Annotated in this window: 8 protein-coding genes and 1 riboswitch; all 8 genes read left to right on the plus strand. The window is 65.6% G+C overall.

Annotated elements, in window-relative coordinates:
• Nucleotides 1-59 precede the first annotated feature (59 nt).
• The 8 genes from ACWHVV_RS06970 (at nt 60) to ACWHVV_RS07005 (ending at nt 8,189) form a co-directional block, all read left to right on the plus strand.
• Nucleotides 60-1,508 carry an efflux transporter outer membrane subunit gene (locus ACWHVV_RS06970; protein WP_447928678.1) on the plus strand — a complete coding sequence of 483 codons (1,449 nt, stop codon included), beginning with the start codon at nt 60-62 and terminating at the stop codon, nt 1,506-1,508.
• 160 nt (nt 1,509-1,668) lie between these two features.
• Entirely contained in the window at nt 1,669-2,706 is a 1,038-nt protein-coding gene (gene cobT / locus ACWHVV_RS06975) for a nicotinate-nucleotide--dimethylbenzimidazole phosphoribosyltransferase (protein WP_447928679.1), read from the plus strand.
• Complete coding sequence (gene cbiB, locus ACWHVV_RS06980) at nt 2,703-3,722, plus strand: adenosylcobinamide-phosphate synthase CbiB (protein ID WP_447928680.1); 1,020 nt, start codon at nt 2,703-2,705, stop codon at nt 3,720-3,722. Before cobT ends, cbiB begins: the two co-directional genes overlap by 4 nt.
• Nucleotides 3,719-4,249: a bifunctional adenosylcobinamide kinase/adenosylcobinamide-phosphate guanylyltransferase gene (locus ACWHVV_RS06985; protein ID WP_447928681.1), complete on the plus strand. Its 531-nt coding sequence runs from the start codon at nt 3,719-3,721 to the stop codon at nt 4,247-4,249. Before cbiB ends, ACWHVV_RS06985 begins: the two co-directional genes overlap by 4 nt.
• A 13-nt stretch (nt 4,250-4,262) precedes the next feature.
• Nucleotides 4,263-5,024: an adenosylcobinamide-GDP ribazoletransferase gene (locus ACWHVV_RS06990; RefSeq protein WP_447928682.1), complete on the plus strand. Its 762-nt coding sequence runs from the start codon at nt 4,263-4,265 to the stop codon at nt 5,022-5,024.
• On the plus strand, nt 4,976-5,620 hold the full coding sequence (locus tag ACWHVV_RS06995) for a histidine phosphatase family protein (RefSeq protein ID WP_447928683.1): 645 nt from the start codon (nt 4,976-4,978) through the stop codon (nt 5,618-5,620). The genes ACWHVV_RS06990 and ACWHVV_RS06995 overlap by 49 nt, the downstream gene beginning before the upstream one ends.
• Nucleotides 5,572-6,009 (plus strand): bifunctional adenosylcobinamide kinase/adenosylcobinamide-phosphate guanylyltransferase, encoded by a 438-nt coding sequence (locus tag ACWHVV_RS07000; RefSeq protein WP_447928684.1) that lies wholly within the window; start codon nt 5,572-5,574, stop codon nt 6,007-6,009. Before ACWHVV_RS06995 ends, ACWHVV_RS07000 begins: the two co-directional genes overlap by 49 nt.
• Nucleotides 6,010-6,029: 20 nt before the next feature.
• Nucleotides 6,030-6,244, plus strand: a riboswitch (cobalamin riboswitch).
• Between the two features lie 136 nt (nt 6,245-6,380).
• Nucleotides 6,381-8,189 carry a TonB-dependent receptor domain-containing protein gene (locus ACWHVV_RS07005; RefSeq protein ID WP_447928685.1) on the plus strand — a complete coding sequence of 603 codons (1,809 nt, stop codon included), beginning with the start codon at nt 6,381-6,383 and terminating at the stop codon, nt 8,187-8,189.
• Nucleotides 8,190-8,195: the final 6 nt, after the last annotated feature.

Here is an 8,195-nt window from a genome sequence, read left to right on the forward strand (position 1 = left end):
AAGCCAGATTTTCATGGCCGGTCCGCGCAAGTAAGTGATTAAAAAAGCAAGGAGAATCGATGAAGAAGGGAGTCTTTAAGCGCCACTGGCTGAGCGCGGTGGGGCTGGCGCTTTTAACCGGCTGCGCGGTGGGGCCCGAGTACGAGCGCCCGGAGATCGCGCTGCCCGATACCTGGCCCGAGCAAATCACTCTGAGCCAAACCGAGCGCGGTGAGTGGCGCGACTGGTGGCGCCAGTTCGACGACCCGGCGCTCAACGCCCTGGTCGAGCGTGCCACCGAGGACAACCTGGAGCTCGCCGTGCAGTTGGCGCGCATTCAGCAGGCCCGGGCAGAGCTCGGCTTTGCCGACGCGGATCGCTTTCCCACCGTGGGCTATCAGCTCGAGGCCAACCGGGAGCGCATGCCGGGGGCCTCGATCCCCATCGACATCGACCCGGTGCAGGATCTTTTGACCTCGGTCAACAACGAGTTCTCGCTGGCGGCAAGCCTCGAGTACGAGTTGGATCTGTGGGGCCGGCTCGAGCGCCAGCGCGAGGCGGCGCTGGCCTCACTGGGCGAAAACCTGTTCGCCCGGGACGCCGCGGAGATCGGCGTGATCGCCGATGTCGTCACCACCTATTTCGATTTGAAAAACGCCCAGTACCAGCGCGATATTCTCGAAGAGACCGAGGCGACCTACGAAGAGACCTACCGGCTACAGAAGCTGCGCTTCGATCTGGGCGATATCAGCGAGCTTGCCTTTCGCCAGGCCGAGGCCGAGTGGCGCAGCGTGCGCACCGAGCTCCCCCAGGTCAACCAGCAGGTAGAAACGCTGAAAGGGGCGCTGGCCACATTGGTGGGGCTTACGCCGGCGGAGCTGATGGGGGAGCTCGACTACGGCAACACCCGCCTGGTCGAGATCGCCGAACCCCAGCGTTTGCCACAGCTGTTGCCCTCGGAGCTGCTACAGCGCCGCCCGGACATCCGCTCCGCCGAGGCGACGCTGATCGCCGCCAACGCCCAGGTGGGCGTCGCCGAGGCGGCCAGGCTTCCGTCGATCAACCTGACCGCTTCGCTGGCAAGCGTGGCCGCAGACTCGAGCGACCTGTTCACCGACAACGCCCGCGCCTGGGGGCTGGGCGCCTCGGTGGTCGGCCCGATTCTGGATTTCGGCCGCACCCGGGCCAACGTGGAAGTGGCAGAGTCCCAGGTCGAGCAGGCCGACGCCCAGTACCGGCTCACCGTGCAGACCGCTTTCGTCGAGGTGCGCGACGCGCTCAATAGCTACCGGTTCTCCGAGCAGCGCATCGAGGCCGCGGACGAGGAGCTCGCCGCGGTGTCCCGGGCCCGCGACCTGGCGGTGCTGATGTACGACCAGGGCCAAACCAGCATGCTCGAGCGCCTGGACGCGGAGCGCTCGCTGCTCTCCGCCAGGCTCGACCGCTCGGCGGTGCAAAGCGACCGCTTGACCGCCGTGGCCACGCTCTTCAAGGCGCTGGGCGGTGGCTGGGAGAGCCAGCCCCGCTGATATCCGGGGCGCAGAGGCAAAGCCAGCACGGCCAGGCTTTGGTATCATGGGTATCACTCGCGACGGGTCTGCTTCTGGCAGGCCCGTTTCTCGTGGCCGGCGGTTTTTTTCCGGCCCGATTTTAAAACCTTGACCCACCCCGTTCGCGCCGGAGCCCGCCATGGACACCCTGATTTCCCGCATTCAGCCCATTGACGCCGGCATGGAGCGCCAGGCCAGGGCCTATCTGGACTCACTCACCAAACCCCCGGGCAGTCTTGGGCGGCTGGAAGACCTGGCCGTCACGCTGTGTCAAATCAGCGCCACGCTCACCCCCGATGTGACCCCGCCCGGGGTGATCGTCTTCGCCGCGGACCACGGCGTGGCCGCCGAGGGCGTCTCCGCGTTTCCCCAGGATGTGACCGCGCAAATGGTCGCCAACTTCGCCAGCGGCGGGGCGGCGGTCAACGTCTTTGCCCGCCAGATCAACGCGCGGCTGGAAGTGGTCGATGTGGGCGTGGCAAGCGATATCGAAGCGCCCGGGGTGGTCGCTGCCAAAGTGCGCCGCGGCACGCGCAACTTCGCCCGGGAAAACGCGATGACCGGGGATGAAGTGGAAAGTGCGATGCAGGCGGGCGCGGACGCCGTCGCGCGCGCCCAAAGGGCCGGCTGTAAAAGCCTGATACTCGGCGAAATGGGGATCGCCAATACCACCGCCAGCAGCGCGGTGCTGGCGGCGCTTTTGAATCATCCGGTGTCCGCGCTGGTAGGGGCGGGCACGGGCCTGGCCCAGGATCGTCTCGCGCACAAGGTGGGCGTGATCGAGCGCGCCCTGAACGAGCGCACCTATAGCGAGGCGCCGCTTTCGGTGCTGGCGGCGCTCGGCGGGCTGGAGCTTGCCGCCATGGCCGGGGCCTATCTTGGCGCCGCGGCCAACCGCCTGCCGGTGGTGGTCGATGGCTTCATCGCGACCGTGGCGGCGCTGGTGGCGGTGCGGGTGTGCCCCGCGGTGCGCGATTATCTGGTGTTCGGCCACCGCTCCGCGGAGCCTGGCCACACCCTGGCGCTCGAAGCGCTAAGCGCCACGCCGCTGCTCGAACTCGACATGCGCCTGGGCGAGGGTAGCGGCGCCGCGCTTGCCTTTCCGCTATTGACCGCCGCCTGCGCCATGATGGGCGAGATGGCCACGTTTGCAAACGCCGGCGTTGCAAGCGAGTGACGGTTTGGCTTGTGCTTTGGGCGGTCGCGGTCGATTTGGCCGTGGGCGACCCTCGGCGGCTGCCGCACCCGGTGGTGGGCATGGGCCGGGTGATCGATTTTCTGGAAGCGCGGCTTAATCGCGGCGGCGCCCTTGCCCGGCGCTTCAAGGGCGGGCTTTTAACACTGGTCGTGGTGGGCGTGGTGTTTGGCCTGGCGACGCTGCTTCTCGATATGTTGAGCAGGGTGCACCCCTGGCTTGGCCTGGCCGCCGAGCTTTGGCTGCTCGCCACGACCTTTGCGATCAAGGGCCTGGCCGAGGCGGGGCGGATGATTGCCGCGCCGCTCGCCCGGGGCGATTTACCCGGCGCCCGCCAAGCACTGGCCAGGGTGGTGGGCCGCGACACCCAACAGCTGGATGAGGCCGAGATCGCCCGCGGCGCGGTGGAAACCGTGGCCGAGAACAGCGTCGACGGGATCACCTCGCCGCTTTTTTTCGCCCTCATCGGCGGCGCGCCGCTGGCGCTGGCCTACAAGGCGGTCAATACGTTGGATTCCATGGTGGGGTACAAAAACGCCCGCTTCGCGGATTTCGGCTTCGCCTCGGCGAAGCTTGACGACATCGCCAACTGGTTACCCGCGCGGCTGACCGCGGTCTGCCTGTGGGCGGCGGGGGCGCTTTTAGCGGCCAGCGGTAAAGAAACCCTCTTCGTGGCCGATGCCTTTACCCATACCCGGCGCCAGGCGCCGCGCCACCCAAGCCCCAACGCCGGCTGGCCCGAGGCGATGGTCGCCTGGCTCATGGGGGTGCGCCTTGGCGGGGTCAACTATTACCAGGGCGTGGTTTCCCATCGCGCAACGCTGGGGCCGGGAAGTGTCACGCTCGGCGCCCGGCATATCGCCGTGACGATTCGCCTGATGCATTTGGCCTGGGGGCTTTTTTTGTTGATGATGATCATCTGTGGTTGGGCGGGAGGGGCGCTCGAAACGCTCGCTTCGGCGGATGGTGCGGTGACCCTGCGCCTGGGGGCCGAATGATCGCGTTCATAAGCGGCGGGGCGCGCTCGGGAAAGTCCCAGCTGGCCGAAACCCTCACGCTAAAAGCCGCCCAGGGGCACTGCTACTACGTGGCGACGGCGCGGGTGAGTGATGCCGAGATGGCCGAGCGCGTAACGCATCACCGGGCCCGGCGCGACCGCCGTTGGGTCACTCTCGAAGCCCCGGTTGATCTTGACCAGGCGCTGGCACGTATTCCGGCCCACCAGGCCGTGCTGGTAGACTGCCTGACGCTCTGGGCCAGCCAGCTCCTGTTCAGTGCAGGGCTTTCCGAGGAGGAAGGCGTCCGGCGCCTCGAGGCGTTCGTGCAACGAGCCCGCGCCCGGCGCCTGCATTTGGTCGTCGTCTCCAACGACATCAACGAGGCGCTGCTGCCGGAGGACCCGGTGGTCTGGCGCTTTGTAAGCTTTCTGCAGCGCCTGCACCGTTTGCTGGCCCAGGAAGCCGACTCGGTGGTCGAGGTCGTCGCCGGGCGCGGCGTCGAGTGGAAACCCGCAAATACCGATTAGAAGAGTCACCGCCTTGAAAAACGCCCTGTTCGGCGCCGTGCTGGCGTTTCAGTTTTTGACCCGCGTGCCGCTGCCCATCGAGTGCCCATGGAATGGCGCCACCCGGCGCTGGGCACTGCGAACCTACCCGGTGGTGGGGCTTTTTATCGGCGCTGTGCTCGTGCTCGTCGCGCATTTTTTGGAGTACGTTGCGATGCCCGCGCCGCTTGGCGCGCTGGCGCTTTTGAGCCTGTGGGTCGCGCTGAGCGGCGCCCTACATCTCGATGGTGCGATGGACCTGGCCGATGCGCTGGGCAGTAACCAGCCGCTGGCGCGGCGCTTCGAAATCATGAAAGACCCCCAGGTGGGCAGCTTCGGCCTGCTGGCGCTTTTTTTCCTGCTGGCCTGGAAGGCGGTGCTTTTATGGGCGCTGCTCGTCTACCAGGCGCCGCTCGTTTGGCTTTTGATCATTCCGGCGCTGGGCCGCTTTGCGGGCGCGGCGTTTCTGGTGCTAAGCCCCTGCGCTCATCAAGCGGGGCTTGCCTACAGTTTCAAGCGCTCGCTTACCGCGCAAGACGCCGTGCTTGCGCTGGTGCCGCTACTGGTCGTGGCGCTTTTTTACCCGGCGCTGGTCCTGTGGCTCATGGCGGCGCTTTTGTTTACCGCGCTTTACCGGGCGGGTGTTCTGCGTGCCTTCAGGGGCATCAATGGGGATATGGCCGGCGCTTTGATAGAAGGAGTTGAACTGTGGCTTTTGATGGTAATGTGGAGCTGGTGGTGGTTCGCCACGGGATAACGGCCTGGAATCTGGAGCGGCGTTACCAGGGCCAGCGCGATATTCCGCTGTTGTTGCCCGATGCGAAAGAGGGCCTCGACACCCTGCGCGAAGCGCTGGCAGGGGAGGCGTTCGACGCCATTTACGTGAGTGACCTGACCCGCTGCCGACAAACCTTCGAGTGGATCAAGCCCGAAGCCTGCGTAGCGCCGGTCCATGACGAGCCCCGGCTTCGTGAGCTCGACTTCGGCGACTACGAGGGCAAGGTGTACGACGAACTCAAAAACGACCCGGCCTATCGCGCCTGGATTGATAGCGTAGGAGAGCTTAGAATCCCCGGCGGCGAATCCGCGGGTGATCTGCGTCACCGCCTGGACGCCTGGCTCGAGGACGTGGCCCAAAGCGCCCGCCAGTATGGCCATCGGCGCATACTGGCGGTCACCCACGGCGGGGTGATTCGCGAACTAAGACGGCGTTTCGAGTCCGTGCCTTTCTGGGAGGCCACGGTGCTCCAGGCCACCGGCCGGCGCCTGACACTCAAGTATCACGCTCAGCAAGAGGGGTGGCAATGCAGCTTTTCATCGGCGGTGCCCGCGCTGGAAAACGAGACGCCGTAAAAGCGCGCTTTGAAAACGCCGCCTGGTGGACCCTCGCCCCGGGCCAGCGCCTGGCGGACTGCCACTCGATACTGGTGCCCAACAAACCACTGGTGATCAACGGCTTTTTAAACTGGGTGGCGCGCCACGGCGAGTACGAGGCGGATAACGAGCGCCTGCGCGCTCAATGGCGTGAGGATATCGATTTTCTATGCCAGGCCGCCGCGGCCCGCAACGCGACCATCGTATTGATTTTAAACGAAGTAGGCCGAGGCCTGGTGCCCATGGCCCAGGACGACCGCCGCCTGCGCGATTTGAACGGCTGGCTGAGCCAGGACGCGGCCAAGCGCGCCGAGCGCGTGTGGTACGTGCGCCACGGCCTGACCCAGCGCCTCGCCGAGGTCGATTGACCTTGTCAGGGCAACTTGCTAGTTTACGCTCACCTTTGGGTGCTGGCCTGCGCGCCAGTTAAACGGGAAGCTGGTGCCCATTCCAGCGCTGCCCCCGCAACGGTAATCGAGTCAAGAACGGCCAATACGCCACTGTGTCGCATTCGACATGGGAAGGCCGCCGTTTGAAAAGGGTGCTGTTAACGTACTCCTTTTGCTCGTCAGCCCGGAGACCGGCCCAAACGTCACGGTTTTACTACCATTTCTGCCGAGTCGCGGAGGGCGTGCTCAGGGCTGATACGCGGCACTCGACCCCGCTATTTCCCTTTGCCAGTTCTCCGCGCGGCCATAAAAAACGGCTGTGCGGGTGAGCACGGCTCGAGGGGCTTTTCATGACATACGCGCGACCTACCGGGCTTGCCGCCTTGACGCTTGCCGCTCTGCCGCTGGCCGCTTTCGCCCAGTCAGGGCCTTCAGCGAACACGACGGAGCCTAAGCGAACGCTCGATCCGGTCGTCGTGACCGCCGCACTCGCCCCGCGCACCGCCCATCAAAGTCTTTCCTCGGTCACCGTGCTCGATGAAGCCACCTTTCGCCGCCAGGACCCGGTCAGCGTCACCGATCTTTTACGCGGCCAGCCCGGCGTGGACGTCTCCAGCAACGGCAGCTTCGGCAAAAATTCGAGCGTGTTCATTCGCGGCACCGGAAGCGCCCAGAACGTCTTGTTGATCGACGGTATCCGCCTGCGCTCCGCCACCAGCGGCGGGGCGGCGTGGTCGAATCTCGACCCGCGCATGTTCGAGCGCGCCGAGGTCGTGCGCGGCCCCAAGGGCAGCCTTTACGGGGCGGATGCCATCGGCGGCGTGGTGCAGCTATTCACCCACCAGGGCGATGAACAAGGCCCGCAGCCGCGGCTCTCCTTCGGCGGCGGCTCTTTCGGCACCGCGCGGGCCAGTGCTGGCATCAGCGGCCGGGAAGGCGGCACGCGTTACAGCTTCGCTGCCAGCCACTTCAATACCGACGGCGAGCCGGTGCGCCGCGGTGGCGACGACAAGGGCTATGACAACACCTCCGCGCTTGCGCGGGTCTCGCACACTTTTGATAACGGCGCGGAGACCGGCGTGCTGGCCCTGCGCGCCCGGGGCAACAACGAGTACGACGAGGGCGAGGACGACTTCGTTCAACAAGTGGCCGCCGTCTACGGTGAGGTGCCGGTGATGGATGCCTGGCGCTCGCGGGTCACGCTCTCCGAGGCCCGGGACGAAAGCGACAACATCGACGAATTCGGCGACTCCACCTTCGACACCAAAATCCGCACCGCGCGCTGGGAGAATACCTTCACCGCCGGCGCCCATGAGTTCATCGCCGGGGCCGAGTACAGCGAAGACAAGATCGACAGCACCGTCGATTACGACGAAACCAGCCGGGACAACAAGGCGGCGTTCAGCCAGGCGCTTTTCGACTTCGCCCCGTTCACGCTGCAGGCCAGCGCCCGTTTCGACAGCAACGAAAGCTACGGCGACGAGGTGACCGGAAGCGTAGGCCTGGGCTTCGATGTTGACGCTCACCACACCCTGCGCGCCAATTATGGTACCGCCTTCAACGCGCCGACCTATAACCAGCTTTACTACCCGGACTTCGGCAACCCGGACCTCGAATCGGAAACATCCGAGACCGTCGAACTCGGCGCGCGGGGCCAGTACGCAAGCCTCTTTTGGGACGCCGCGCTCTACCAGACCGATATCGACAACCTGATTGCAGGCCAGGGGGAGCAGTTCAACGTGCCCACCTCGCGTGTTCGCGGCGTCGAGCTATCGAGCGGTGTAGAAATCGATGCCTGGACCTTAGCCGCCGCACTCACCTACACCGACCCGGAGAACCGTGCCACCGGCAACCGGCTGCAAAACCGCGCCACGCAAAGCCTGCGTTTGGATGTGGACCGCGAGATTGGCGAGTATTCCCTGGGCGGTTCCTGGGTGGCGCAGAATCACCGCTACCGCGATGCCGAAAACGACGACCGCCTCGCCGGTTATGGCCTTGTGAACCTGCGCGCCGGCTGGGAGTTCGCGCCCCTGTGGAGCGCCCGGGTGACGCTGGAGAACGCCCTGGATCAGGACTACGTCACCACGCGCTCGTTTGACGGCGCCGACTACATCAACGCCGGCCGTGCGGCGTTTTTGAGCGTCAACTTTGGTCAATAAGTGGCT

Source organism: Vreelandella sp. EE27 (assembly GCF_968206495.1).

Coding starts and splice junctions, on each gene's coding strand:
- ACWHVV_RS06970 (WP_447928678.1), top strand. CDS start 60: ATGAAGAAGGGAGTCTTTAAGCGCCACTGGCTGAGCGCGGTGGGGCTG.
- cobT (WP_447928679.1), top strand. CDS start 1,669: ATGGACACCCTGATTTCCCGCATTCAGCCCATTGACGCCGGCATGGAG.
- ACWHVV_RS06985 (WP_447928681.1), top strand. CDS start 3,719: ATGATCGCGTTCATAAGCGGCGGGGCGCGCTCGGGAAAGTCCCAGCTG.
- ACWHVV_RS07000 (WP_447928684.1), top strand. CDS start 5,572: ATGCAGCTTTTCATCGGCGGTGCCCGCGCTGGAAAACGAGACGCCGTA.
- ACWHVV_RS07005 (WP_447928685.1), top strand. CDS start 6,381: ATGACATACGCGCGACCTACCGGGCTTGCCGCCTTGACGCTTGCCGCT.